General features: G+C 65.4%; 25 protein-coding genes and 2 tRNA genes. 15 read left to right on the top strand and 12 right to left on the bottom strand.

Annotated features, from left to right (window positions below):
* Positions 1 to 95: 95 nt before the first annotated feature.
* The 4 genes from QX039_RS16095 to QX039_RS16080 form a co-directional block, all read right to left on the bottom strand.
* Positions 96 to 641: a response regulator gene (locus QX039_RS16095; protein ID WP_172107934.1), complete on the bottom strand. Its 546-nt coding sequence runs from the start codon at positions 639 to 641 to the stop codon at positions 96 to 98.
* Between the two features lie 124 nt (positions 642 to 765).
* Positions 766 to 1,545: an NAD kinase gene (locus QX039_RS16090; protein WP_315714654.1), complete on the bottom strand. Its 780-nt coding sequence runs from the start codon at positions 1,543 to 1,545 to the stop codon at positions 766 to 768.
* A gap of 161 nt (positions 1,546 to 1,706) precedes the next feature.
* On the bottom strand, positions 1,707 to 3,854 hold the full coding sequence (locus QX039_RS16085; RefSeq protein ID WP_315771100.1) for an adenylate/guanylate cyclase domain-containing protein: 2,148 nt from the start codon (positions 3,852 to 3,854) through the stop codon (positions 1,707 to 1,709).
* Positions 3,855 to 3,872: 18 nt separating this feature from the next.
* The gene (locus QX039_RS16080; RefSeq protein ID WP_315771101.1) at positions 3,873 to 4,556 is read right to left on the bottom strand and encodes a hypothetical protein; all 684 of its coding nucleotides are present in this window, start codon (positions 4,554 to 4,556) and stop codon (positions 3,873 to 3,875) included.
* Positions 4,557 to 4,807: 251 nt separating this feature from the next.
* Between QX039_RS16080 and QX039_RS16075 the strand changes: the two genes are divergently transcribed.
* Positions 4,808 to 6,397, top strand: coding sequence for a S10 family serine carboxypeptidase-like protein (locus QX039_RS16075; protein WP_315771103.1), 1,590 nt, complete (start codon positions 4,808 to 4,810; stop codon positions 6,395 to 6,397).
* 17 nt (positions 6,398 to 6,414) lie between these two features.
* Here the strand turns inward: QX039_RS16075 and QX039_RS16070 are convergent, their stop codons facing one another.
* Complete coding sequence (locus tag QX039_RS16070; RefSeq protein WP_315771105.1) at positions 6,415 to 7,803, bottom strand: serine hydrolase domain-containing protein; 1,389 nt, start codon at positions 7,801 to 7,803, stop codon at positions 6,415 to 6,417.
* Between the two features lie 144 nt (positions 7,804 to 7,947).
* Positions 7,948 to 8,493 carry a tetratricopeptide repeat protein gene (locus tag QX039_RS16065; RefSeq protein ID WP_315737528.1) on the bottom strand — a complete coding sequence of 182 codons (546 nt, stop codon included), beginning with the start codon at positions 8,491 to 8,493 and terminating at the stop codon, positions 7,948 to 7,950.
* Positions 8,494 to 8,783: 290 nt separating this feature from the next.
* On the opposite strand from QX039_RS16065, the gene QX039_RS16060 reads away from it, so the two are divergent.
* Positions 8,784 to 9,125, top strand: a complete 342-nt coding sequence (locus tag QX039_RS16060; protein ID WP_315771107.1) for a hypothetical protein — start codon at positions 8,784 to 8,786, stop codon at positions 9,123 to 9,125.
* Between the two features lie 162 nt (positions 9,126 to 9,287).
* A complete protein-coding gene (locus tag QX039_RS16055; protein ID WP_315754540.1) occupies positions 9,288 to 9,734 on the top strand; it encodes a hypothetical protein in 447 nt (148 codons plus the stop codon).
* On the opposite strand, the gene QX039_RS16050 is transcribed toward QX039_RS16055, so the two are convergent.
* Positions 9,731 to 9,976, bottom strand: a complete 246-nt coding sequence (locus QX039_RS16050; protein WP_315771109.1) for a hypothetical protein — start codon at positions 9,974 to 9,976, stop codon at positions 9,731 to 9,733. The genes QX039_RS16055 and QX039_RS16050 overlap by 4 nt on opposite strands.
* 41 nt (positions 9,977 to 10,017) lie before the next feature.
* On the opposite strand from QX039_RS16050, the gene QX039_RS16045 reads away from it, so the two are divergent.
* The gene (locus QX039_RS16045) at positions 10,018 to 10,731 is read left to right on the top strand and encodes a porin family protein (RefSeq protein ID WP_315771111.1); all 714 of its coding nucleotides are present in this window, start codon (positions 10,018 to 10,020) and stop codon (positions 10,729 to 10,731) included.
* 220 nt (positions 10,732 to 10,951) lie between these two features.
* Positions 10,952 to 11,191, top strand: a complete 240-nt coding sequence (locus QX039_RS16040; RefSeq protein ID WP_315737532.1) for a DUF6719 family protein — start codon at positions 10,952 to 10,954, stop codon at positions 11,189 to 11,191.
* Positions 11,192 to 11,362: 171 nt separating this feature from the next.
* Here the strand turns inward: QX039_RS16040 and QX039_RS16035 are convergent, their stop codons facing one another.
* The gene (locus QX039_RS16035; protein WP_315714645.1) at positions 11,363 to 11,608 is read right to left on the bottom strand and encodes a hypothetical protein; all 246 of its coding nucleotides are present in this window, start codon (positions 11,606 to 11,608) and stop codon (positions 11,363 to 11,365) included.
* Positions 11,609 to 11,789: 181 nt separating this feature from the next.
* Between QX039_RS16035 and QX039_RS16030 the strand changes: the two genes are divergently transcribed.
* The gene (locus QX039_RS16030) at positions 11,790 to 11,897 is read left to right on the top strand and encodes a glucose transporter (RefSeq protein WP_315771113.1); all 108 of its coding nucleotides are present in this window, start codon (positions 11,790 to 11,792) and stop codon (positions 11,895 to 11,897) included.
* A 72-nt stretch (positions 11,898 to 11,969) separates the two neighbouring features.
* Here the strand turns inward: QX039_RS16030 and QX039_RS16025 are convergent, their stop codons facing one another.
* Positions 11,970 to 12,482, bottom strand: a complete 513-nt coding sequence (locus QX039_RS16025; RefSeq protein ID WP_315771115.1) for a hypothetical protein — start codon at positions 12,480 to 12,482, stop codon at positions 11,970 to 11,972.
* 324 nt (positions 12,483 to 12,806) lie between these two features.
* Between QX039_RS16025 and QX039_RS16020 the strand changes: the two genes are divergently transcribed.
* The 3 genes from QX039_RS16020 (at position 12,807) to QX039_RS16010 (ending at position 14,981) form a co-directional block, all read left to right on the top strand.
* Complete coding sequence (locus tag QX039_RS16020; protein ID WP_315780753.1) at positions 12,807 to 13,391, top strand: TetR/AcrR family transcriptional regulator; 585 nt, start codon at positions 12,807 to 12,809, stop codon at positions 13,389 to 13,391.
* Between the two features lie 158 nt (positions 13,392 to 13,549).
* The gene (locus QX039_RS16015; RefSeq protein WP_315771119.1) at positions 13,550 to 14,212 is read left to right on the top strand and encodes a DUF3313 domain-containing protein; all 663 of its coding nucleotides are present in this window, start codon (positions 13,550 to 13,552) and stop codon (positions 14,210 to 14,212) included.
* A gap of 172 nt (positions 14,213 to 14,384) precedes the next feature.
* Positions 14,385 to 14,981 carry a DUF2147 domain-containing protein gene (locus tag QX039_RS16010; protein WP_315771121.1) on the top strand — a complete coding sequence of 199 codons (597 nt, stop codon included), beginning with the start codon at positions 14,385 to 14,387 and terminating at the stop codon, positions 14,979 to 14,981.
* A gap of 53 nt (positions 14,982 to 15,034) precedes the next feature.
* Here the strand turns inward: QX039_RS16010 and QX039_RS16005 are convergent.
* Together QX039_RS16005 and QX039_RS16000 are read right to left on the bottom strand one after the other, a co-directional pair.
* Positions 15,035 to 15,109, bottom strand: a tRNA-Thr gene (locus tag QX039_RS16005).
* 193 nt (positions 15,110 to 15,302) lie between these two features.
* Positions 15,303 to 15,800 carry a hypothetical protein gene (locus QX039_RS16000; RefSeq protein WP_315771123.1) on the bottom strand — a complete coding sequence of 166 codons (498 nt, stop codon included), beginning with the start codon at positions 15,798 to 15,800 and terminating at the stop codon, positions 15,303 to 15,305.
* Between the two features lie 362 nt (positions 15,801 to 16,162).
* Between QX039_RS16000 and QX039_RS15995 the strand changes: the two genes are divergently transcribed.
* Positions 16,163 to 16,624 (top strand): hypothetical protein, encoded by a 462-nt coding sequence (locus QX039_RS15995; RefSeq protein ID WP_315737538.1) that lies wholly within the window; start codon positions 16,163 to 16,165, stop codon positions 16,622 to 16,624.
* Between the two features lie 57 nt (positions 16,625 to 16,681).
* Positions 16,682 to 17,194, top strand: a complete 513-nt coding sequence (locus QX039_RS15990; protein WP_315771125.1) for a hypothetical protein — start codon at positions 16,682 to 16,684, stop codon at positions 17,192 to 17,194.
* A 57-nt stretch (positions 17,195 to 17,251) separates the two neighbouring features.
* Here the strand turns inward: QX039_RS15990 and rlmB are convergent, their stop codons facing one another.
* Positions 17,252 to 18,082, bottom strand: coding sequence for a 23S rRNA (guanosine(2251)-2'-O)-methyltransferase RlmB (rlmB, locus tag QX039_RS15985; protein ID WP_315771126.1), 831 nt, complete (start codon positions 18,080 to 18,082; stop codon positions 17,252 to 17,254).
* A 216-nt stretch (positions 18,083 to 18,298) separates the two neighbouring features.
* Here rlmB and QX039_RS15980 point away from each other — a divergent pair.
* The 4 genes from QX039_RS15980 to QX039_RS15965 all read left to right on the top strand — a co-directional run bounded on the left by QX039_RS15980 (position 18,299) and on the right by QX039_RS15965 (position 24,325).
* A tRNA-Tyr gene (locus QX039_RS15980) sits at positions 18,299 to 18,384 on the top strand.
* Between the two features lie 640 nt (positions 18,385 to 19,024).
* Positions 19,025 to 20,554: a TolC family outer membrane protein gene (locus tag QX039_RS15975; protein ID WP_315771129.1), complete on the top strand. Its 1,530-nt coding sequence runs from the start codon at positions 19,025 to 19,027 to the stop codon at positions 20,552 to 20,554.
* Between the two features lie 251 nt (positions 20,555 to 20,805).
* Positions 20,806 to 22,989: a type I secretion system permease/ATPase gene (locus QX039_RS15970; protein WP_315771199.1), complete on the top strand. Its 2,184-nt coding sequence runs from the start codon at positions 20,806 to 20,808 to the stop codon at positions 22,987 to 22,989.
* 1 nt (position 22,990) lies between these two features.
* Positions 22,991 to 24,325, top strand: coding sequence for an HlyD family type I secretion periplasmic adaptor subunit (locus tag QX039_RS15965; RefSeq protein ID WP_315737542.1), 1,335 nt, complete (start codon positions 22,991 to 22,993; stop codon positions 24,323 to 24,325).
* Positions 24,326 to 24,327 lie beyond the last annotated feature (2 nt).

Here is a 24,327-nt window from a genome sequence, read left to right as displayed (position 1 = left end):
GCAAATCGACTCATTGCCCCGATTCATAGCCGAGGAATTGGGCGCTCTGGGCGTCGATCCCCGGATTGCGTTAACGCGGGCTCACTGCCGCGCTCCTAAACCGCGGAGCGCGCCTTATCCAGAAGTGACGGTTGCTGGAAGATCTCGGCCTCGCCGCCGATCCGACGCTCTGGCCCGATATAAGCGGTGTTGGTGTTGCGGCGCCGGTCCGGACCGAAGTAGGTCTTGGTCTTGATGAACGGACGCGGATTGGCAACCACGTTGAGGATGCGCTGATACAGTCCCTTCGCCGAGATCGGCTTGGCGAGGAATTCCGTCACTCCGGCATCGCGCGCGACGGTGACGCGGCGCTTCTCCGAATGTCCCGTCAGCATGATGATCGGCGCGTAGGGGTTGCCCTTGGCTTCGGGCTGCCGGATCATCTGCGCAAGCTCGAGCCCGTCGAAGATCGGCATCGCCCAGTCGGTGATGACGATGTCGGGGGAGAAATGAGTATACATCTCGAGTGCGGTCGCGCCGTCCTCGGCCTCGTTGACCTCGCGGGCGCCGAACGAATGCAGCAGCGTGCGCAGGATGCGGCGCATGTGCGGATTGTCGTCACAGACGAGAAAGCGCAGCTTGTTGAAGTCGATGCGGTACATTTGGCCGGCCTGAAAGGATCACCGGTGATGGCGGTATACCCGCATTAACCATACGGAGCCGCGGGTTAACAAAGCGTTGCCCGGGGCGGCGAAGGAGGAAAAAGGCGCGGAAAAGCGCCCGATGTTAGTAGCCGAACTGCTCGCTCAGGATCCGCTCTTCCAGGCTGTGGCCGGCGTCGAACAGCATCCGCATCGAGATCGTCTTGTCCGAGAGCACCTCGACTCGCTGGACGTTGCGGACCTCGTCATGATCCGCCACCGCCGCGACTGGGCGCTTGTCGCCTTCGAGCACCTCGATGATCACATAGGCCGTGTTCGGAAGCAGGGCGCCGCGCCAGCGCCGCGGCCGGAAGGCGCTGATCGGCGTCAGCGCCAGCAGCGCGGCGTTGATCGGCAGGATCGGGCCCTGCACCGAGAGATTATAGGCCGTGGAGCCGGCGGGCGTCGCCACCAGCACGCCGTCGGCGATCAGCTCCGGCATGCGCTCGCGCTCATCGATCAGGATGCGCAGCCGCGCGGTCTGCGCCGTCTGGCGAAACAGGTAGACCTCGTTGATGGCGTGGTGGATGTGAACGACGCCCGCGGCATCGGTCGCCCGCATCAGCAGCGGATGGATCACCGATTCCTGCGCCGCTTCGAGCCGTCCGTGCAGATCGATCGTGCTGAACTCGTTCATCAGGAAGCCGACCGTGCCGCGATGCATGCCGTAGATCGGCTTTCCCGAGCGCATGTGGTCGTGCAGCGTCTGCAGCATCAGGCCATCGCCGCCGAGCGCGACCACGACGTCCGCCAGGTCCGGATCGGAGTTGCCGTACAGCGCGGAGAGCTGCGTCAGTGCGGCCTGGGCTTCGGCACTCGGACTCGCGACGAAGGCGATCCGCTCATATCGCTTGGACGTGGTCATGCGTCGCAGGGCTCGCTGGTCGGTTGGCCGGTGACAGGCGCCGTGTCGTCTAGCCGACCTTGCCCGTGCTTGTCCATCGCGGCCGGTATCCCGGGGCAATGGGGCCGGGATGAGGCTGATATGGCCCGGAAGTGCGCGCACGCGCGGCCGTCATCGCCGCGTCATTTTTCCTGCAGGCTGCGCACGGGGTCCCAGGCCAAGGAGCCGGTCCCAAAGGTTGCTTTCACCCGCTCCGCGAAGAAGTGGCTTGGAGCATCGCTCGGTGCGCCCCGCGCGAAGCAGTCGACCGCTTGCGGCAGTTCGCCGGCGCGCCAATGCGCGAGGCCTGCGGCGTAGCCGGTGAGGAGAGCCTGTTCCTCCGGCGTGAGCTCGGCTGCGCGGCCATGCAGCTCGTAGATCTTCAACGACTGCTCGCGCCCCTTGACCCGGATGGTGTCGAGCTCGCGCCAGGCAAACTCGTTTCCGGCGAGCGTCACCGTGCTCTCGGAGGCAATGATCGTGGTGCCGTAGAACTTGTTGGCGCCCTCGAGCCGCGAGGCCACGTTCACGGCGTCGCTCATGACGGAATAGTTGAAGCGACGTTGCGAGCCGAAATTGCCGACCAGCGCGGCGCCGCTGTTGATGCCGATGCGCTGCGCCACCTTGATGCCCTGGAATGCCGTCGACATCAGGTTGAGCTCGGCGAGCTTCGCCTTGCAGTCGAGCGCCGCACGCGCCGCGCTGCGTGCATGGTCGGGATCGTCGAGCGGAGCGCCGAACACGGCGACCACGGAGTCGCCGATGTATTTGTCGACATAGCCGTCGTGGCTTTCGATGACGTCGGTCATGGCCGAGAGATATTCATTGGTGAGCGCCATGAGCTGCTCCGGCGTCATCTGCTCGGCGAGGCGCGAGAAGCCCTCGATGTCGGAGAAGAATACGGTGACCTCGCGGGTCTCGCCGCCGAGCTGCGGCAGCCGGCGCGAGGCCAGCATGCGGTCGATCTCGTGCGGTGCGAGATAATAGGAAAAGCTCTTCTGCAGCAGCCTGCGGTCCTTGTCGGTGACCATGAAGCGATAGCCGGTGGTCGCAGCCAGCGCGAGCACGCCGGCCGCGAGCGGCTCCGTCAAGGGCAGCGCGTAGGCATGGTCGAAGAAGGCGGTGGCGAGCGCGGTGTAGAGCAGCGCGAGCCCTGCCAGGATGGCCGCTGCAGCGGCGGGGCGCAGCAACCGGGCGAGCAGCGCAGCCAGCAGGGCGATGGTTGCGGCAATGGCGAAGATCGCTGGGCGTCCGAGCTCGGTGGCCGCGTCCTGCCGCACCAGATTGTTCACCGCCGTGGCGTGGATGTAGACGCCGGCAATGGTGCTGCGGGCGAATGTCTCGGTGATCCTGCGCTCGTCCAGCACGCAGCGCGGCCGGCGCGCGCCCTCGGCGCGGGTCGCGAAGCGCTTCGAGGTGAGCCGCCGATCCTCGATCCCGACGGTGCCGAGCAGGACGACCTTGCCGGCGAACTCGCGGCGGAAATAGTCCTTGTCGCCCTTGAGCGCGCAAGCGCGCAAATCGGCGAACGAGTACGTCGGGATATCCTGGGCGCCGCCCGAGAAATTCAGGGTCATGGTGCCCGGCACGCTGCCGGGCACCATGTACGCACCGAGTGCAATGCCATCAGCGGCAATGACCGGCGCGGTGCCGGTTGCGCGCCCCGCCAATTCCAGCGCCATGCTCGGAACTGCCTTGCCATCGACCGACAGCGTCAACGGATGGCGGCGGACGACATCATCGCTGTCGGTATAGGTGTTGAGCGGACGAAGGTTCTGCTGCTGGCGCACCGCGATGCGCTGGCCGGGCGCGGGCAGGATCGGCGGCTCGGCAAAAATCTCGCCCAGCACCACCTTGCCGCCGGCGGCCGCGGCAGCGAGCGCGCGCAGGAAGTCGCGATCGAAGCCGCGCGTCTTCTCGCCGAGAGTGCTGTCGCCGAGCGGAATCTCCGACTGCTCGATCGAAGTCTGGAACACGATGTCGAAGCCGACCACCTTGGCGCCGCCGTCGAGGACGGCCGTCAGCACGCGCCCGATCTCGCCGGTCCAGGTCAACAGCGGCGCGCCCTTGAAGGGGGGCGCCTGGTAGCTCTCCTCGTCGACCGCGATCACCACCGCCGGACTCGCTGCTGCATCGTGGCGGTTGCCGAAGGTCTCGAAGCGCAGCCATGTCAGCGCATCCAGCGACAGGCCGCGGCCGCGCTCGAAGAGGGGCGACACGAACAGGCCCGCGCACGCCAGCGCGATGGCGATGACGGCAAGCGCGTCGCGCGTCCGGCGTCCGATCGCCACCGACGAGAGCCTTCGGTCTCAGTTGAACCGGATCAATCGCCCGACCGCAGGGCCTGGGCCCGCCTTGGCCTGTGCGTCGACCTTGAACACGATGCGCAAGTTGGTGAAGCTCGCGACATAGGTGCCGCCGGGAGTAAGCGGGTGGCTGGTGCCGGCGAAATCGTAGAATCGCCCCTTGTACTGCCGGCCTGAGAGCTCGACCTGCTGGCGCTCGCCGGGCTGGTCGAGGCGTTCGACGGTCAGCGTGCCGCGCCCTTTGGCCTCGAAGATGGGCGACGCGCTGTAGATGATCGCCTGCGCCACCGGCGCGCTGTCCGGTCCGACGCTGCGCACGATCGTGGCCGCGACCTCGCTGGTCTCACGCGAGGTGGCCTGCGCATGGCTGGCGTCGCAATTGACGATGTCGCTCTTGAGCGTCGCGCCGTCGACCGTGCTTTCGCCGGGTCCGACGGTGACACTGCCGGAGCCGTTGACCGTCTCGCGCCGGCAGGATTTGAGGTAGCTCATCACCACGGCGCCATCCGGGCCGAGCTTGATCACCTGGCCGGGCGCGACATAGTCCATCAGCTCGGCGCCGGCCACATCCCCCTGGACGTCCTCGACCAGCGCCGCCGGCGGACCGGCCCAGGCCGCCGGCGGTCCAATCATGGCCGGTCCGGCGAGCCCGGTGAGGGCTGCGATGATGAGCGTCGGCAACTTCATGATGAACTCCGTGATCGCGATCGGCGGCGCGCCTCTTGGCCCAAACCTGGGTGTCCCAGTGGTGGGACGCCGGAGGCGATGGAGAGGTTCGAGCCCATAACACACCTTACGAAGAACGGGCACTGCTCCGGATGTGACCTGGATCACGGAAGAGTTGGTTGAGCTTGGTCCCAAGCCGCGGTTCATGCGTTTGTAAAGCAAGCGATAAAGGGTAGCGCGTTGCGCCAATCCATCGTCCAGGGAGTGAGTTGATGGCAGGTTCGAGATCGTCCGTCGTGTGGTCCCGTGTGATGGCCCTGACCTTGACGGCGCTGCTCGCCGGCCAAGCCGTATACGCGCAGGACGCGCCACCGGCGGCGCAGGACACCACGGCTCCCGGCGCGCACCGAACCGGATCGGCCGGCAATCGCGCCGCAAGCCCGCCGAGCTCGCCATCGGCAGCCGAGCAGCACAAGCTCCCGGCGGATTCCACCACGACCCAAAAGGTCGAGCTGCCCGATCGCACGCTGTCGTTCACGGCGACTGCCGGTTCGATCCGCCTGTTCGACGACAAGAGCGAGCCGCAGGCCGACATCGCCTACACCTCCTATCAGCTCGATGGTGCTGATCGCGCCAGCCGCCCGGTGACCTTCTTCTTCAACGGTGGGCCGGGTGCCTCGTCCGCCTATCTGCAGCTCGGCAATGCCGGTCCGTGGCGGATCGGAATCGATGCGGCCAGCGTGACGCCCTCGTCGAAGCCGGAGCTGATGCCCAATGCCGACACCTGGCTCGACTTTACCGATCTCGTGTTCATCGATCCTGTCGGGACCGGCTACAGCCGTTTCGTCGCGACCGGCGACGAGGTGCGCAAACGGTTCTTCTCGGTCGACGGCGACGTGCGCTCGCTGTCGCTCGTGGTGCGTCGCTGGCTGGAGAAGCACGACCGGCTCGCCTCGCCCAAATTCATCACGGCCGAGAGCTATGGCGGCATTCGCGGTCCGAAGATCGTCAACAACCTGCAGCATGACCAGGGCATCGGCATTAGCGGCCTGATCCTGCTGTCGCCGCTGATGGACTTTCGCGACTATTCCGGCTCGAGCCTGATGCAATATGTCGCGAGCCTGCCAAGCTATGCCGCCGTCGCGAAGCAGGTGAAGGGGCCGGTCACCCGCGCCGATCTTGCCGACGTCGAGCGCTACGCCAGCGGCGACTTCCTGCTCGACCTCGTCAAGGGCGAGGCCGATACGGAAGCGACCAACCGGCTCGCCGACAGGGTCGCGAGCCTCACCGGCATCGACCAGGCGGTCAGCCGCAGGCTGGCCGGCCGGTTCGACGTCTCGGAGTTTCGCCGCGAGTTCGACCGCAAGAACGGCCGCATCGCCGGACGCTATGACGGCTCGGTGCTGGGCATCGATCCCTATCCGGATTCGAGTCGTTCACGCAGCTCCGATCCATCCGGGGATGTGCTGACCGCGCCGCTGACCAGTGCCGCGGTTGAGCTGACGCGCAGGCTGAGCTGGCACCCCGACGGCTCCTACGAGCTGCTGAGCGGGGCTGTGAACCGGTCGTGGGATTTCGGCCGGAGCATCAGCCCGCCGGAGTCCACCGGCGAGCTCCGGCAGATCCTCGCGCTCGATCCCAAGCTGAAGCTGCTGGTCGGCCACGGCCTGTTCGATCTCGCCACACCGTATTACGGCTCGAAGATCCTGCTCGACCAATTGCCGGCCTTCGCGCGACCGCCGCGGGTCAAGCTCGTGGTCTATCCGGGCGGGCACATGTTCTATTCTCGCGACGATGCCCGGAAAGCGTTCCGCGGTGAGGCCGAGGCCATGATGAAGGAGGGCAGGGAGGAGGCCCGATGAGTGCAGCGACACCCGGGCTATGAGTCCTTCTTGCGCCGCCCCTTCGGATACTTCCGCTCCATCTCGGCCTTCACCACGCGCTCGGGCCGTATCCGTGCGCCGGCGAGCCAGATCTCGCCGACGCCGGACTTGGTGCGCACGCGCCTGACCGCCTCGCCATGGCTGGCATAGCCGGCCGCCTGCACGATGCGCCCGGTGTCGCGTCCGGTCACCTCGATGCGGGCGGCATCGAGGAACGGGTTGATGAACACCGGATTGGCGACCATGACCTGCTCGCCGAACGGGACGAGATCGACGGCGCCCCACAGCGTCCACCAGCGGCCGGTCCAATCGCGCGTCTTGCGCGACGGCGCGCCATGGGTGGCGAAGGCCTGCAGGATGAACTTGACGCCGTTGGCCCAGCCGGGCGCCCAGCCGTCGACGGCATTGGTCAATACGGTGATCGCAATTTCGCGCGCGGGAATGACCGACGTTCGCGAGATGTAGCCCTGGAAGCCGCCGCCATGGCCGAACCAGTCGAAGCCGGCCGTTGTCCCGCTCATGAGCGCCAGGCCGTAATAGGCCTCTTCGACGTCCTGGGGCACGCGCCATTGGCGGCGGATCATCTCGCGGCGGCTTGCGACCGACAGCAGGCTCTTCTTCGCATTCGGGGCAAGCTGGGCGAAGAAGCGGGCGGTGTCGGCCGCGGTCGCGACGATGCCGGCGGCCGCCATGATGGCGTGGGTCGGATTGTCGCCGGGAATCACGACCCGGCGGCCCACGGGCACGATGCGCGAATGCCCGCGCGCGAACGGGACACCCTTGCCGAGCAGCGTCATGTCGGGCGCGCTTTCGCGCAAGGCCAGCGGCGTCATGATCTCGCGCTGCAGCCAGGCCGGGTAGGGCTCGCCGGTGATCGCCTCGATGACCAGGCCGAGCAGGCCGTAGCCATGGTTGGAATATTTGAACCGGCTGTTGGGATCGATCGCCGGCGGCTGCTTCAGCTCGGCCAGCAGCTCGTCCTTGTCGAGATAGGATCGGCCGTCGGTGAACTGGCCGGAATCCTTGCCGTCGCGGATCAGGCCTGCCGTGTGCGACAGCAGCTGGTTCAATGTTGCTGCGGCGACATCCGGATGCAAATCCTTGACGTAGCCGCCGACCGGATCGTCCAGCTTCAACCGCTTCTGCTCGCGCAGGCGCATGATTCCGGCGGCGGTGAACGCCTTGGTGTGCGAGGCGATACGGAAGCGGTGCCGCGGCGTCAGCTTCTCGCCGCTGTCGAGATTGGCGTGGCCAAAGGCCGCCTCCAGGACGATCTCACCGCGATGGGCAATCGCAAGGATGCAGCCGGGTTGCTCCGAAACGGCGACCTGAAAGGCCAGCCAATCCTTGATGTATTCGAGTGCTGCGCCCAGCCAGGACTCCACGAGGCAATCTCCCGTTCAAAAGACGTGATGAAAATGGACTGCACGACATCCCATCCATAGCGGACGAAGGGCAGCGGACAAAGAAAATGGCGCAACCCCTTCGGGTTGCGCCACTGTCGAGATCGGATCTGGTCCGATCGCGTCTTAGTAGACGAGGCCGGTGCCCGGCTGCTTCTCGAGCGCGTCGGCCAGCGAGCGATATTCTGCGCTGTTGGTGCCGGCGAGCTGCGCCACCTTGTCGAGGTGGTACTTGGCCTGCTCGCGGTTGCCCTGTTCGAGCTGCCACAGGCCATAATACTGCCAGGTCCGCACGTGGTTCGGATCATCCGCCAGGGCCTGCTCGTAGTACTGCTTGGAGGCCTGGTAGTTGCCGAGCTTGCGGTAGGAGTAGCCGATCAGGTTGGCAACGTCGGCGACGTCCTCGCGGTTCAGCGCCTTGAGCTGCTGGATCGCGGTGGCGTAGTCGCCGCGATCGTAGATCGAGGTGTAGGCCGTGCGATAGGCCGCCAGGAACTTCGGATCTTCGATGCTCGAGCTCTTGTCCTTCTTCTTCTTGCCCGAATCCGACGCCGGCGGCGACGACGGGGTATCGCTGCCCGCGGCATAGGCCTTCGACAGAAGCAGCGGCCCGGAGGCCACGGCCATCGAGAACAGAGCCAGCGTGGCAATCCTGATCGCAGACTTTTTCATTCGTATCTCCCGAGTTGTCGATCCAACAGGTGACTGCGTACGGAGAAGAACTCCCGCAGCTGCGAAATATTCCCGGCCATTTGCGCGGATTTTGCGCCGCGATCGGTTCATTATACGGACGACATGATGACAGACCAGTCACCTCGATGACTATCCCTTCATGTCCATGAACTGAAAACACCACTTTACTTCAGGGGCGGTTCAGTGCCGGTTCCCTATCGTCGCCTCCATGATCACGAGCCCATCCAGACTGGATGGTGCCTCCAGATCTTCACATCACGGAGACGACCATGCTGAAGTCAATGTCTGTTGCTCTGCTCGCCGCGTCGATCCTGGCTGCGCCCGCGTTCGCTGCTGGTCCTGCAAAAACCGATACGTCCGCGAAGTCCAGCCAGACCACTGGCACCGCGAAGACCGATGTGAGCAAGACCGATGCGGCCAAGACCGACGCCACCAAGCCGGGCGCGACGCAGGCCGGCGACAAGGCCAACGAGATGAAGCCCACCGTCGGCAAGACGAAGACCAAGCCGCATGCCTCGCTTGTCCGCCACAAGCATCGCCACGTGGCGCATCTCAGCCATCACAACAAGGTGAGCTTCAAGCGCGTGACGCCGGCGACCCGCCGCGGCTGATCCGGCCAAGGTCACGCAGAGCCGATCTGGTCGTTGACCGCCGGAGCGCGCCAGAGCGCTCCGGCGGCAGCGGCTTGACGAAGGCGTGAGCCGGGACGGATTTCCCGGCCTCCGGCTTTGAGCTAGAACGGCCGCGGGATTGGCTTTCAAGAGTTGGGCGCCTTGGGGATGGGGAGAACGAGCTGGTGGCCGGCAATCGCGCTGGCGCTGCTGTTGGCGGGGTGCGCCAGCGGAGGTCCCGCCGCGTTCATGAGCGAGGACAATCGCGGCATCTCCTACACCGGCGATCGTGGCGTCGGCAGCCAGCCGTTTCCGGCCAACCACCGCAGCGAGATCCTGTCCTATCTCAGGACCTACCTGAACAATCCGGTCGGGGTGCGCGACGGCGTCATGGCGGAGCCGGTGCAACGGACGGTCGGTGGCCGGCTGCGCTATGTGAGCTGCCTCCGCTATGCGGCGCGCGAGTCCGACGGCAGCTACCGTCCGGCGCAGGAGCGCGCGGCGGTGTTCGTCGACGGCCGGTTCGATCGTCTGGTCGAGGATGCAGGCGAGCTCTGTGCCGGGTCGACCTACGCGCCATTCCCGGAGCTTGCCGGCCTCACGCGTTAGGCCGCGACGTCTTCGGCCGCCTGCCACGTCGTCGCAGCACCTTGCCAAGCGGCTTGCTCGATCACAAATCGGGGATGGCCCGAACGCTTTGCCGCCTCGCGGCGACCAAATATCGGGCACGGCGTCAGCTTCACGAAATATTCGGGAAGCCTATGGAACAAAAGGCCTTTGTTGCCCTCTGGTGACACCGCAGCAGCAATCACAGCTGTGTCACCGCCGCCGGGCAACCCAAATGCGGCCATGATGTTCGATAGATGTCGCAGACGAATAACGGGGACGTCCCATGAAGCGGTTTTTATTCAGTGCAGTGGCCCTGACCACATTGGCTGCCCCGGCTTTCGCCGCCGACATGCCTCCGCGCACCTACACCAAGGCGCCCGTCTACACGCCGCCCCAGGCGATCTACAACTGGACCGGCTTCTATCTCGGTGGTCACCTTGGTGGCGCCTTCGCGGGCAATAACAGCCTGGAAGGCAACAACGGCCGCTTCCTCGGCGGCGTGCAGGGCGGCTTCGACTACCAGTTTGCCCCGAACTGGGTGCTCGGCATCGAAGCCCAGTACAGCTGGATGGATCGCAACACGACCAATTTCGGCTTCCCGGGGGCTGCGGTCGTGACCTCGACCGGCGCCAACCAGCTCGGCTCGGTCACCGGCCGTCTGGGCTACACCTGGGGACCGGCCTTGCTCTATGCCAAGGGCGGCTACGCCTGGCGGGACGGTAACAATCTCGGGGTGAGCGTCGCCGGCGTGCCGACGGGTTTCACCACGTCGGGCAATACCAAGGATGGCTACACCGTCGGTGCCGGCCTCGAATACATGTTCGCACCGAACTGGTCGGCCAAGGCCGAGTATCAATATTACAATTTCGGCAATACGACCTTCACGGCTGGGCCGGCTCCGGTTGTGGGCAGCCGCTTCAACAGCGACGAGCATACGGTCAAGGTCGGCGTGAACTACCGCTTCGGCTGGGGCGGACCGGCCGCCAGCAAGTACTAAGCGAGGTCACCGAGCCCGCGGCCGGCGGCTTCCGGCGGGGACCGGATCACGCCTCACTTCCAACACGCCCGCGCCATTTGGTGCGGGTGTATTGCTGTCCGGCGGTTGGCCGTCGATGGTTTCGGGATCGCTCACGCAGTGCAAAAAAATTTTCAAACCTTCGTGAAACTTTCGCCATCAGTTGATATTATCAGTCCGCTGGTTTGATGGATCATCCCACATGCGTATCTTGGTGTCCGTGCTGTTGTTGTCGGCGGCTGTTTTGCCGTGCTCCGCCCAGACCGTTCTGAAGTCCGAACCGTTGATGCTGGCCCCCTACGAGGTGGCGCTGGTGCAAACCGCGTCCTGCCCGTCGGGCAAGGTTCTGAAGGTGACCGGTGCAATCCGCGGTGTCAGCCGCAAGCGCGCCTGTGTCGCCCTTCCGGCCGAGACGGTATCGCTGGCGACGGCGACGCCCTGAGAACGGGCTTCATGGCGACCTTCCAGCGGCAGCTCCGGCTGCTCGCTGATCGCGGGTCTGTCTGTCGAAAGATCTTTGATGAAAGCAAGCCGTCCGCGGGAGCGGACGGGCATAACGGCGTGCATCTCTTCTGCCGCGTGTGACCCCAGGGCGGGCTTCCGCCGCGGCCGGTCAGGATGCGAACGGGATGTTGAACTCCTGCTCGGCTTCGGCACGGTTCTGCCAGGGATCTTCCTCGGGCTCGGCGGCGCAGGGTCTGATCTCGTAATCATTGTCGAGCTGCAGATGCGCGGTCGATCGCGCATTGATCATCACGTCCACCACAAGCCCGCTCTGCCGCGCCAGCCGCCAGACATCCCCCTCGGTCGGATAGGCTTTGCTCAACTTGGCGTCGTTGCAAAATAGCGCGTAGGGCATTCCAAGCAGCTCCAGAGAAGCGAAGGATGAACCGAGAATGAACGGCACGTGTAGCGAGACACTGGCGCGCCTGGGGCAGGAAAGGGGCCTTTTCGGCGCGGCCGAGTCGTAAACGAGTCCTAAATTTTTGAAAAAAGAATCCGTGGGACTCCGGGGCTAGAATCGCCAGATGGTTAAGCTCATGGGAACCGATCTCCACATCTTTTGCGGGCGGATCCAGCTGACGCTCGCCTTTGGGCTGCTGCTCGCCTTCGTCGCCAATGTGGCGCTGCTGTGCGTCTGGCTGTGAGCGGGCGCGTCGATTGCGGGATTCGTTCTTCTGTGCACTCGCGGCCGTTGTGCACCTCTGGCGCGGCCGGCTTTAGTCCTCAGGGAGGGCGCTCCGTTCGGCCGATGCTTTCAGGCGTGCGAGTGTCGCGCTGAAATATTCCTGGCGCTCCCGGTTGAAGCGCTCCTGGTGGGCCCGGAAGCGAGCAACCCGGGCACGAATCTCTGCCTGCATGTCGCGCTGCAGATCGAGCTGCGAGGCGATGCTGGTGAAACGCTCCGGGGGGGCTGGGCTCAGGGCTGAGGACGAAGCCTCGGACGCGATGGAGTGGGGCGCACTCGGCCTTGCAGCCTCCGCGACCGCGCCGGGGATCTCGCCTTGCGCGTTGCCGCCGCGCCATGCCCCGATTTCGGCTCGGGCGGCGAGCACATGCTCCAAGGTGACATGCGTCGGTCGCTCGACCGCGGCCTGCTGCGGCGTAACGGGGGTGCCGGCTGGAACGGCAGGCAGCTCGAACTGGGCGAAGTCGGCCGGCTTTCCGGTGACCGACTGCACGAAGGCCATGGTCTGCGCGATCAGTGCATCACGCTCTTCCTTCCACGTCATGACGCTTGTCCCCCGATGCCTCAATTGCAACAAAAGCAGCTGACGAAATCAAGTTGAAGACCAGTGACTTCTGGGGATAAGCAGGAGTTCTAGATGAGATGTGACAACAATGTTGCCACAGTCTGAACTCGTTTCGTCCCCCACCCGCGGAAGGTGATAGCAGAAATTCAATCCCGCGCAGATGGTTCCTGAGGCGCGGCGGTTTTTTCCGGAGCTCTTCTTGACAGAGGAGGGTGGCTCGCCCCTATGACGGAGCCGCCTCGGTGTCGGGGCATCTTCCTGCTCGCAACCTTCGTGCGCCGCCCGGGCACTTCGCAGTCTTCGATGGACAACCCTTCACGCTCCGAGCGGTCGCGCAAGGCCGCGCTCACCGCCGCCCTTACCATCATCGCCCGCGATGGTCCGGGGCGGCTGACGCTCGACGCCATCGCCCGCGAGAGCGGGCTGAGCAAGGGCGGGCTGATGCACCAGTTCCCCAACAAGGAAGCGGTGCTCAAGGCTCTGCTGGAACAGCAATTCCTGCATTTCGACGAATTCGCCAGCAGGTACAGGGCTGAAGCCGGCAAAGCGGCTGATCAGCCCGAGCTCGCGACGCAGATCGCGATCTCGCGGGAGCTGATCGCCCAGCAATATTCGGTGGCGCAGGCCATGCTCGGCGCGCTCGCCCAGGAGCCGGGATTGCTGGCCGATGCCCGTGCCAAGGATGCCGAGAGAGTAGCCGAGATCCGCGGCGAGGCCGAGGACGCCGATCTCGCGGTCCTAAGATGGGCGGCGGCCCGTGGGCTTGCGTTGATGACGATGCTGCGCGTCTCGCCGCTGGAGCAGCCGGACCTGGACCGCCTGTTTGCCCGCCTGCTCGACGACCGCCAATGGACGGGGTTCGAGCACCGCGTCCCGTCCGACCGCTGATCTGCCTCGAAAGCCGCTTCTTCGGCAGGCGCCGGGTCGCATCCCACCGAGACGTTAACGCAATCTTCACCGAGCTTCTTTACAAACCGTCTGGTCGGTTTTATTGATTAGGCGCTGGTTGTGCTTCGCAACAAGCCGCGCAGGTGAGGAGAAAGGGAATGACGGTTCGACTCCGGGGGTCCGGCTTTGCGGCGATTGCCGCGGCGGGTCTTTGCGCCGGCTGCAATACGGTGACGCCGGTGGCCTATTCCGAGGTGGCCTCGGCGCGTTATCTGGCGCCGAATTCCGCCGACCCGTCGGGGCGGGTGCCCTACCGCTACGCAGCTGCCGCGGACTGGCGCAGCTATGACAAGGTGATGCTCGATCCGGTCGTGATCTATCGCGGCAGGGATCACCAGTTCGGCGACATGTCCGAGCAGGACAAGGCGAGGCTCGCCGCCTACATGCGGTCGCGCTTCCTGGAAAGTCTGTCGGCGCGCTTCCGGGTCGTGAGCCAGCGAGGGCCGGCCACGTTGCGCGTGCGGCTCACCCTGACCGGCGCCGTCGCCAACACGCCGGTGCTCGGCACCGCCTCGCGCTTCGATCTCGCCGGCGCCGTCTACAACGGTGTGCAAAGCGCCCGCGACGGCGAGGGGCTGCTGACCGGCTCGGTGTTCTACGCGGCCGAGATCTTCGATGCCGCGAGCGGGCGGCTGCTGAACGCTTTCGTCAGCAAGCAATATCCCTCTCCCTACGACATCAAGGCCAGCGTCGGCGCGCTCGCGGCCGCAGAAGCCGGGATCGACAAGGGGGCCGATGCCCTGGTCGCGCAGCTCCAGTGAACGGGCAGTGCAGACGCATGCGAAGGGGCCCCAGAAGGCGGCCCGCCGCGCAGCCGTCTTTCGCGTGCTTTCGCATCGAGGGCATCGGCAAATGTCCGGCAGCCATTGGCGACGTCAATCTCGCCGTACGAGCGCGTGGCTCGAGGCCGTGGAGACAACGGGGTCCCTGGACATGACATTGAGATTCGTTCTGCGCGTTGGCCTGCGCATCGTCGTCAGCCTGCTGCTGTCGATGGCGGAGGGCCGCGGTCACGCCGCCCCCGTCAGCGATCCGCTCGGCACATGGTTGACCGAGGACGGCCGCGCCCGCGTCCGCGTCGAGCGTTGTGGCGCCATGGCCGATCGCGTCTGCGGCTACATCGTCTGGATGAAGGAGACGGCGGATGCCAAGGGGCAGCCGTTCCGCGACCGGCTGAATCCGGATCCGGCCAGGCGCGGCCGTCTGCTGCTCGGCCACCAGATGCTGCTCGGCCTGAAGCTGAACGCCGACGGCCGCCACAGCGGCGAGGTCTACAACGCCGAGGACGGCAAGACCTATGCCGTCTCGATCTGGCGCGAGAGCCCGAAGATGCTGGCGGTCAAGGGCTGTCTGCTCGGGCTGTTCTGCGCGACGCAAGGCTGGGTGCTGGCGACGGATCAGGTGCCCGGCCAACTCATCGGGGCGACCGGCGAGGGCGGCGGGCCGTTGCCGGATCCAGAGTGGACTGCGCCCAAGCCGTCGTCGGCGACCGGCATCGCGAAGCCAGCGGTCAGGGCGAGGGCGAATTGACGCCTAAGGCCGGTGATAGCGATTGCTGCAGCAAATCCCAACTTCACGGAAGCTGGTGCCGGCTGAGGGGATTGAACCCCCGACCTTCGGTTTACAAAACCGCTGCTCTACCGCTGAGCTAAGCCGGCGAATGCACATTGGTGGCGAAGATCTCGTCCTCAGATTGCGACGAGGTCTCGCGAAGCGCGGTGTTCCTACCAGAGTTGATGCAGTCCGGCTACTCCCCGCGTGAGGGCCGCCTCTCCCATCAACCCAGCAAAAAGGGCGGCCGTTGGGCCGCCCCTGTCGGAGCCGATCATCGAAGCCGCTCCGGCGCGATCTTTACTGGCAGATGTGCATCAGCCCGTCGCTGCCCTTGAACATGGTGCCGGGGCGGCAGACCAGGCCGTTGCGGGTCGCGTAGCTGTTCCAGTCGCCATAGTAGCCGTTCGGGCCGCGATCATAGCTCGGTTGGCCGTAAGAGGGGCCGGGACTGTAGGCATAGGCATCCGCGGTCCGGAACGGCGCCGTGGCGATGGCGCCGGCGGTTCCGATGGCTGCGCCTGCGATGCCAGCGGCGGTGCCGACCGCTCCAGCGGCGACGTCAGCCGGCCAGAAGCCGCTGTTGCGGCGATCCCAGCCGTTGTTGTTCCATCCGGTATTCCAAGCGGCATCGGTGCGCTGCTGCATCATCGCCCCGTCCTGGCGGGCCATGTGCCGATGCTGCATCATTCCTTCCTGCTGGTGGTTCATATGCCGGTGGTGCATGTCGCGCGCCATGGCCGGGCCGGCGAGCGCCGTTGCGAGTACAGCAGCCCCAAGAATAGCAAATCGTGTCATGGAATACTCCGTCGTTGCGCCCCTCTTGCTAAGCGCAAGCTGGTCCCGTCGTTCCCGCCGCGCCGGGAATGTTTTGGAACGACATGAGGCCATTGCTTTGCGAGGCCGGAGCAGCGGTTGCGGTCCGGCTTGCTCCGACCCGAAGGCTGTTAGTCTCGCGGACAGGGCAGGCGGGGTTGATGCTGGCAGTATTGTCGCTCTCGGCTGATGATCAGCCATTAACCCTCGCGCTCGAACCCCAGCGGGGCTTTAACCCGGAATGGTGGCTCGCGCGTTAGTCTTACCAGCAGATTGATGTGCGCGTTTAACCCATCGGGGCGCGCGTTGCGGTATTGGTAGGATGGCAACCGGGGCGTGAATTCATGCGTATTACAACGGCTCTTGTGATTCTGATTGGAGCGTCTTCCGTCGCGCTCGCCAGCGAAGGCTTCGAGATCGTCATTCCGCAGCGGCCCGGCGTGCCCGTCGTCATCAACGGCATCGATGCGTCCTACGCCGTTGTCGAAGGCCAGTACGGTCTTGGCAGGGGCAACTACATGCAGCCGACGATCTATGGCGGCCGGCCGGTCGAGCCCGAGCCCCATGTCGGCCATTACTATCCGACTCTCGGAGCGAGGCCGGGCTATGGCCGCATGGAGATCGAGCCGCCGGCCGATCGCAAGCTGCCGAAGCCGGCCGAGAGCTATTCGCGCTCATGGGGTGCCCAGTCGCAGATGCAGCCGCCGGAGCCGGCGGTGCCGATGTATCCGCCTGCCGTCATCCTGGCTCCGCCTGATGGCGGCCCGCGCGGGTATTCTAATTCACCGCCGGCCTACCGCCGCTAGCGAGCAGCTCACCATCAACAGTCAAATCAAGCAAAAATAGATCAACAGGAGAGAGTTATGCGTGGAATAATTTCAGGAGTAGTCGCCATTGCCGGTCTGGCCGTCGCTGGCAGCGCGTCGGCCGCCGCCTGCGGCGCCTCCGCCTGCGCGCCGTGCGGCTACGCCACGCCGTGCGCGCCGCAGGTCGCCTATCAGCCGACGGTCACTTATCAGCCGACCGTGACCTACCAGCCCACGGTGACGTATCAGCCGCAATACTTCTATCAGCCCGGCTACACCTATGGCCACGGCTGCGGTGCCTGCGGCGCGAGCTATGAGCGGCTGCCCGAGCCGACGCGGCAGTACTACTATGTCAACCAAGGTCCGACCTACAGCGGTCCCGGCGCCTTCGCGCCGTATCCGGCCTATGAGGAGCAGGCGCTCCCGGTCTATCGCTATCACCACCGCCGGCATGCTTATGAGGCGACTCGCGTCGCCCCCGAAGTGGTATATGCCCAGCCCCGCCCCGCCTATCGCTGGGGCGCCTCGCCTTATTATCACGGCCAGCGTGTGCTGCGCCGCTACTACTGATCAGCCGCACCTTCGTTCACGCCAGCGCCCGCGCGCCGCATGCGCGCGGGCGCTTCGTCATTTCGGCATCAATCCGATGCGGGTCGCGCCGACATAGAGTGCGAGCACGGCGGCATTGGAGACGTTGAGGCTCTTGATGGCGCCGGGCATGTCGAGCCGTGCCACGACGCTGCAGGTCTCGCGCGTCAACTGCCGCAGGCCCTTGCCCTCGGCGCCCAGCACCAGCGCGAGTGGCTCGCGCAAGGCGACCGCCGCGATGTCCTCCTCGCCCGCGCTGTCCAGCCCCACTGTCTGAAAGCCGCGTTCGTTCAGCCGCGTCAGCGCGCGGGCGAGGTTCTGCACCGTGACGATCGGCACCAGCTCCAGCGCGCCGGAGGCGGACTTGGCCAGCACGCCGGTGGCCTCGGGGCTGTGGCGCCCGGTGGTGACGACGGCCTTCACGCCGAACGCCGCCGCCGAGCGCAGGATGGCGCCGACATTGTGCGGATCGGTGATCTGGTCGAGCACCAGGATCAGCCCCTCGGCCGCGAGCGTGTCGATGTCCGGCGAGGGCAGGGGATCGGCCTCCGCCAACAGGCCCTGGTGCACGGCGTCCGGACCGAGCCGCTGGTCGATCTGGCTGGGACGCACGATCTCGGGCGTCACCCTTGTCTCGATCCGCTCGTCGGCGAGCCGGCGGGCAGCGTTCTCGGTCAGGTAAAGCTTGCGAATCCTCCGCTTCGGATTGGCCAGCGCCAGGGTCACGGTGTGCCAGCCATAGAGAATGACGGGGCCATCCGAGTCCTGACCGCGCTCCCGCCACGGCTGGGGGCGCTCGAATCCGCGCGGTTTGCCGGAGAATTTACCGCCCGGACGGCGAAAAGGTGGCTTTCGGTCGCGTTCGCTCATGGCCCGAGCTTCTGTCACGGCTTGCGGATTCTGGCAATTTGGCACCGCTGAGACGGGAAAATTCGTCGTCCCTTGGTTGACTTCGAGGGGCGGGTTCGATCATAACGACCCCGGCCGCGCGCGCCCACTCATCCGGGCCCCGCGGTCTTACCGTCTCCATGGCGCTGATGGTCCCGACGCTGCTGTTCCGCGGCCGGCCCGAATTGCCGTCGATACGGGGGAGTGTCCCGAGTGGCAAAGGGAGCTGACTGTAAATCAGCCGCCTCATGGCTTCGCAGGTTCGAGTCCTGCCTCCCCCACCAATTTACTGCCTCTCAGCTCCATGAGATTTTGCAAGGATCGGGGACCCCCTGGGCATTGCCGCCGCATTCCCTGCAGATGGAGCGCCGAAATCAATGGGTCGCATCTGGGTCATGGCGAGATCCGGAAATCCAACGACCGATCGTGACCTCCATTGTATCCTTGGTTGTTCCTCGATCCCTCGGCGGCAATCGCTCACGGCTGCCATGACGACGCGCCAGAACCCAGGCTCCGGACAAGCCGGCTTGGCAACGGTGGGCTACTAATCGCTTGTTGCCGGTCCGCCCTCGCAGGGTGACGTTCCGGCTGCCACAGCCGAGTTAATGCCGCGAAAGCGATCGATATATTGAAGCAACCACGGAAAACGCGACATTCTCTGTCGCGAGATTTTCTTTATGAAACAAAAAATAGCTGGCTTTAAATCAACCGCGTCGGCTTCGCGCCATCCCCACCGCATTGATTTTGCTTCAGAATTCTGAATCTTTCGTCTCGAAGAATGTGGCGGAGCGTAGCTATTCTGCCACAACCGGGCGGTTTTTCGTCGCAACTGTGGCGAGTCGCGTTGCGAGCTGATCTCACGTTTGTTATCGGTTCCATATGTTCAAGAGCATATATACACCGATTTTGATATGTGTTGTGGGAATGAGCTTTAGCCCGGCATTGGGCGCTGAGCCGTTCACCATCCAGGACGCCATCAACCAGGCGGTGAAGACCAATCCCGGTGTCGGGGAGGCCGCCGCCAACCGGCGGGCCACCGAAGCCGAGCTTCGCCAGTCCCAGGGGACGCTGTTGCCGCAGGTCCGGCTCGATGCGAGCGCCGGGCCCGAGATGCTCAAGCAGTATGTTTCACCGGCGCCGGCCAATAATGGCCGCTACCTGCGCGGCCGCGAGGCCGGCGTGGTGGTCCGTCAGCTGCTGTTCGATGGCTTTTCCTCGATCAATGAAGTGTGGCGCCAGGCAGCGCGGGTCGATGCCGCCGCGTACCGCGTGCTGGAGCGAACCGAGCTGATCGGTCTCGATGCCGCCGAGGCCTATGTCGACGTGGTGCGCTACTCCAGGCTGGTCGCGCTGGCCGAGAAGAACCTCAAGGTTCATCTCGAGCTGCGCAGGAACGTGCTGGCCCGTTTCCAGGGCGGCCGGGCCGGCGAGGGCGACACCCAGCAGGCCGAGGAGCGGGTCGCTGCAGCGCAGGCCGTGCTCGAAGAATTCCGTCTCAGCCTGGAAGTGGCGCGGGCGAAGTATCGCAAGGTCGTCGGCGTCGAGCCCTATAACCTGCGTTTCCCGGGCCGGCTGTCCGACATGCCGAGAGACAAGGCGGAATCGCTCGACATCGCCTACAAGTTCAATCCGACCCTGCGCGCCGCCGCGGCGGATGTGACGGCTGCCAAGCGGGGCTTCGATGCGACGACCGGCACCTTCCTGCCGACGCTTTCGCTCGAAGGCCGCGCGACGACCGGCAAGGAATCGATCACCTACACCAATCGCTACGACGAGGTCAGCGGCAAGGTCGTTGCGTCCTGGGATATCTTCAACGGCGGTCAGAACAGCTGGCGCCGTGAGGAAGCCGCGCAGCGGATGATCCAGGAGCAGCAGAAGCACGCTCGGCTGCAGCGCGATGCGCTGGAGTCGATCGACAAGGCCTGGGCGGCCCGGATCATCACCGCCGATCGCGTCGCCGCCCTCGTGCGCGATGTCGAAGCGGCCCGTCGCACCTTCGTCGCCTACAACAAGGAATACGAACTCGGCCAGCGCACGCTGATCGATCTCCTGAACTCACAGAACCAGTACTTCAATGCCAACGTGTCGCTGGTGTCGGCGCGCGGTGTGGTTGTGTTCGCTGACTATCAGCTGCTCGCCGCGATGGGCCAGATGCTCAACTACCTGAAGACCGGGCATCCTCCGGAGACCGAGCCGGTGGACACGCCGAGCGGCTTCATCGGCTATAGCCTGGCGCCTGTTCGGCTGAGCGCGCCTGCGCCCGGACCGCAGCCGCTGAGCTCCGCCGGTCCGGTGCCGATGTTCGGCCTGCATGCTGGTACGCCGAAGCATCCTGCGCCGATTACCTTTGGCGATCGGTGGGCCTCGAGCGATCCTGAGGATACGACGCTGTTCGTCGCGTCCGGAAAGTACGGCGGATTCGCTCAGAGCCCCAACGGGCACGCGCCGAAATAGGTGAGACTAACAAAGCCGGTGCATGTCGCGCCGGCTTTTCACCATACGCATTTACTTTGCGCTGAGATTGTCGAGAAGCACCTGCAAAAATCTTGAAAAAGCCAAGTGTGAGCCAAAGAATTGGGCTAAGGCAAATTATTAGCAAGAAGCAATGGGTGCAGGTCCGCGCTGCTCGGTGGGCCAGATGGGTTTTCGAGGCGTCGTTGAATATTCGTCCGACAAGGTTCGAGCTCGAAGAGACGGCCCACGTGATGCCGCAGATGAGCGCAGCCGCAGCAGCAACTGATCCTCTCAGCGACAGTCTGCTTTACCTCGCAGCTCATCATGGCCGCGCCTTGAGCCGCAGCGCGCTGCTATCCGGACTGCCGCTCGACAGCGGCGTGCTCAGCATCGCGCTCTACGAGCGCGCCGCGCAGCGGGCCGGGCTCGAGGCGCAACTGGTCGAACGGCCGCTGAGCGAGATCCCCGCGCTGGTGCTGCCCTGCGTGCTGATGTTTCACGACGGCACCACGCGCATCCTGCTGACGATCGACGAGGCCGCCGGCCGCCTCACCATCGTCGATCCCTCGCGTCGTGAACAGCCGGCGATCGAGCGCTTCGAGGCGGTCGCGGCGCGATATGTCGGCTTTGCCTATCTGGTGCGGCCCGCCACAGTCGCCGATCCGCGCGTGGCGGCAGCCGGCGAGGTGCCGAAGACGCACTGGTTCTGGTCGGTGGTCAGCCGCTTCGGCGCCAATTACGGCCATGTCGCGATCGCCGCGTTCATCGTCAACATCCTGGCGCTGGCCGCGCCGCTGTTCACGATGAGCGTCTACGACCGCGTGATCCCGAACGGCGCGATCCCCTCATTGGTCGCACTCGGCATCGGCCTTCTCCTCGCCATCGGATTCGACTTCCTGCTCAAGGTGGTGCGCAGCCGCATCATCGACATGACAGGCAAGAAGATCGACGTGGTGCTTGCCGCCAACATCTTCGAGCACGTGATGTCGCTGAAGATGGACAAGCGGCCGCCATCGGTCGGCATCCTCGCCAACCAGCTGCGCGACTTTGATTCGGTTCGCGAGTTCTTCACCTCCGGCACCGTGGTGTCGGCGACCGACATGCTGTTCGCGGTCGTGTTCATCATCGTGCTGTTCATCATCGCGGGTCCCATCGCCTGGATTCCGCTGCTGATGCTGCCGGTGATGATCGCCGTCGGGCTGCTGATCCAGCGGCCGCTCGAACGCGCGATGCGGCAGATGCAGGCGCAGTCCGCCGCGCGTCACGGCATTCTGGTGGAATCGCTGAACGGAATGGAGACGGTCCGCGCGGTGGCCGGCGAGAGCCGGGTGCAGACGGTGTGGGAGCGCTCGGTGGCGGCGCAGGCGCGCTCCAGCGAGGACGTCCAGTTCTGGGCGTCGATGGCCATGACCGCGGCGAGCGTCGCCAGCCAGTTCTGCAGCCTGCTGCTGGTCGTGGTCGGCGTGTTCCTGATCCTCGACGGCAAGCTCTCGGTCGGCGCGCTGGTGGCGGCCAACATGCTGTCGGGTCGCGTGCTCGGTCCGATCGCAGGCATCGCCGGCCTGATGACGCGCTTCACCCAGACGACGTCGGCGCTGCGCTCGATCGACCGGCTGATGTCCCTGGACCGTGAGCGTCCGCCGGAAAAGATCTACGTCGCGCGTGAGATCAACCAGGGCCGCATCCAGTTCAAGAACGTCAGCTTCTCCTATCCGGGAAGCCAGACCAAGGCGCTCGACAACGTCTCCTTCGATATCAAGCCGGGCGAGAAGATCGGCATCATCGGTCGGGTCGGCTCGGGCAAGACCACCGTCGGCCGCCTCGCCACTGCGTTCTATCCGCCGACCGAAGGCAGCATCCTGATCGACGGGATCGACATCCAGCAGTACGACCCGGCCGATCTGCGCGCCGGCATCGGCTTCGTGCTGCAGGACACCGACCTGTTCTACGGCAAGCTGCGCGACAACATCACGCTCGGCCGCCCAGCGGCGACCGATGAGGAGGTGCTCGAGGCAGCGCGGCTCGCCGGCGTCGAAACCTTCATCGCCGGCCACCCGCAGGGCTATGAGATGATGATCGCCGAAGGCGGCCGCAGCCTGTCGGGCGGGCAGAAGCAGGCGATCGGGCTGGCGCGCGTCCTGATCCGCAAGCCGCGCGTGCTATTCCTCGACGAGCCGACTGCACATTTCGACGTCCGCAGCGAGGGCGAATTTCTCGAGCGCCTGAAGTCGCTGGCCAAAGGCGAGATGTCCATCATCGTCTCGACCCACCGGCCTTCGTTGTTGTCGCTGGTCGACCGCATCCTGGTGTTCGACTCCGGCAAGATCGTCGCCGACGGTCCGACCGCGCAGATCCTCACCATGCTGCGTCCGCAGCAGCCCGCGGCGGCGCCGGCCGCGAGCCACGCGGTGAAGCCGGTCCAGGGGACGCGGTGACATGGCGCTCAGCGATTTCGCGTTCTCCAACGACATCAGGGCTGCCGTCGAGCTGCGCACGCCGAAGACGGCGCGGATGCTGCTGCTGGCCTCGCTCGGCCTGTTCTTCACCTTCCTGATCTGGGCGCATTTCGCCGTGCTCGATGAGGTCAAGCGCGGCAATGGCAAGGTCGTGCCGTCGCGCCAGACCCAGGTGGTTCAATCGCTGGAAGGCGGCATCATCGCCGATCTCCTGGTGCAGGAAGGCGCGATCGTCGAAAAGGATCAGCCCCTGGCGCGGATCGAGGACACCAATTTTGCGTCGCAGTTCGGCGAGATCCGCGAGCGCCGCGGCGCGATGGCGGCGCGGGTGATCCGGCTGGCGGCGGAAACCGAGGGCCGCAGCCCGGTCGAGTTTCCCGAGGAGCTCGTCGCGGACGCCCCGCGCGCGGTGCAGACCGAGCGCGCCGTGTTCGACGCCCATGCGCGCAAGCTCGCGCAGGACATCGACGTCGTGCAGCAGCAGGAGCAGCAGAAGAGCAAGGAGATCGACGAGCTCAGGGCCACCGAGAAGCGCTTCTCGGAGACGTTGGCACTGCTCAATCGCGAATTGGGGCTGACCCGCAAGCTGTTCGACCAGAAGGTGGTGCCGGAGATCGAGATGCTCCGCGCCGACCGCCAGGCCACCGACATGCGGGGGCAGCTCGCGGTGGTGCAGGCGAGCATCGTGAAGACCGAGGCCGCCGTGCAGGAGGCGCGCGCTCGCCGGCTCAACATCGTCACGGCGTTTCGCGCCCAGGCCGAGGACGATCTCGCCAAGTCGCGCGGCGATCTCGCCGTGCTCGACGAGAACATCAAGTCGGCCCAGGACCGGGTGCGGCGGACCGAACTGCGCTCGCCCGTGCGCGGCATCGTCAACAGGCTCAACGTCACCACCATCGGCGCCGTGGTCGCGCCAGGCGCCAGCCTGATGGAGATCACGCCGCTCGATGACACGCTGCTGGTCGAAGGCCGCATCCGTCCGCAGGACATCGCCTTCATCCGTCCCAACCACGAGGCGGTGGTCAAGCTCAGCGCCTATGATTCCTCAGTGTACGGCTCCTTGCACGGGCGCGTCGAGCGCATCAGCGCCGATACCATCACCGACGAGAAAGGCGACAAGAACGAGCGTGGCGAGACCTTCTATCGGGTGATGGTGCGCACCGAGAAGAACCACCTCGGCACCGCCCAGCAGCCGCTTCCGATCATCCCGGGCATGGTCGCGACCGTCGAGATCCTGACGGGCAAGAAATCGGTGCTGGACTATCTGGTCAAGCCTGCTCGCATGCTGCGCGACGAGGCGCTGCGGGAGCGCTGACC

The organism is Bradyrhizobium sp. SZCCHNR1043 (assembly GCF_032489675.1).
Lineage (GTDB): Bacteria > Pseudomonadota > Alphaproteobacteria > Rhizobiales > Xanthobacteraceae > Bradyrhizobium.
This window is presented reverse-complemented; position numbering and strand designations above follow the sequence as displayed.